Genomic DNA, 800 nt, shown 5'->3' with positions numbered 1-800 from the left:
CTACGGCCCCTACCAGCACGTTGAGAAGTTCATCCCCAGGCAGATCACCAACATCGTCGACGGCGTGCGCCCCAAGCTCTACGGAAAGGGCGAGAACGTCCGCGACTGGATCCACACCGAGGACCACAGCTCCGCGGTGTGGGACATCCTCACCAAGGGCCGAATGGGGGAGACCTACCTCATCGGGGCCGACGGCGAGAGGAACAATATCACCGTGCTGCGCATGATCCTCACGGCCATGGGCCGCGACCCCGAGGACTTCGACTGGGTCGCCGACCGCCCCGGCCACGACCGCCGCTACGCCATCGACTCCACCAAGCTCCAGCGCGAGCTCGGCTGGAGGCCGGCCCACACCGACTTCGCCGAGGGCCTCAAGGCCACCATCGACTGGTACGTCGCCAACGAGTCCTGGTGGCGCCCGGCCAAGGAGGCCACCGAGGCCCGCTACCGCGCCCAGGGGCAGTAGGAGGGGAGAGACATGGCAGACATCGCATTCGAGAAGGACCTCTCCGTCACGGAGACCGGCATCGGGGGCCTCAAGGTCGTCGACCTCGTCGTCCACGGCGACTCGCGCGGCTGGTTCAAGGAGAACTGGCAGCGCGCCAAGATGACCGCCCTGGGCATCCCCGACCTCCAGGTCGTCCAGAACAACATCTCCTACAACGAGAAGAGGGGCGTCACCCGCGGCATCCACGCGGAGCCCTGGGACAAGTTCATCTCCGTCGCCCGCGGCAGCGTCTTCGGCGCCTGGGTCGACCTCCGCGAGGGCAGCGCCACCTACGGCAAGGTCTACACGACCG

Annotated in this window: 2 protein-coding genes; both read left to right on the top strand. The window is 67.2% G+C overall.

Features of this window, described 5'->3' with window-relative positions; all coding sequences use genetic code 11:
- On the top strand, positions 1–466 hold a 466-nt coding region (locus AAAX73_RS09705), incomplete at its 5' end, for a GDP-mannose 4,6-dehydratase (RefSeq protein ID WP_349125780.1).
- 12 nt (positions 467–478) lie between these two features.
- Positions 479–800 (top strand): dTDP-4-dehydrorhamnose 3,5-epimerase family protein (locus AAAX73_RS09700; RefSeq protein WP_349125779.1); only part of this gene is annotated, 322 nt, incomplete at its 3' end.

The sequence above is a fragment of the Collinsella sp. CLA-ER-H9 genome, assembly GCF_040092295.1.
Taxonomy (GTDB): domain Bacteria; phylum Actinomycetota; class Coriobacteriia; order Coriobacteriales; family Coriobacteriaceae; genus Collinsella.
The sequence above is the reverse complement of the archived record's forward strand: the minus strand, read 5'-3'. Positions and strand labels throughout refer to the sequence as shown.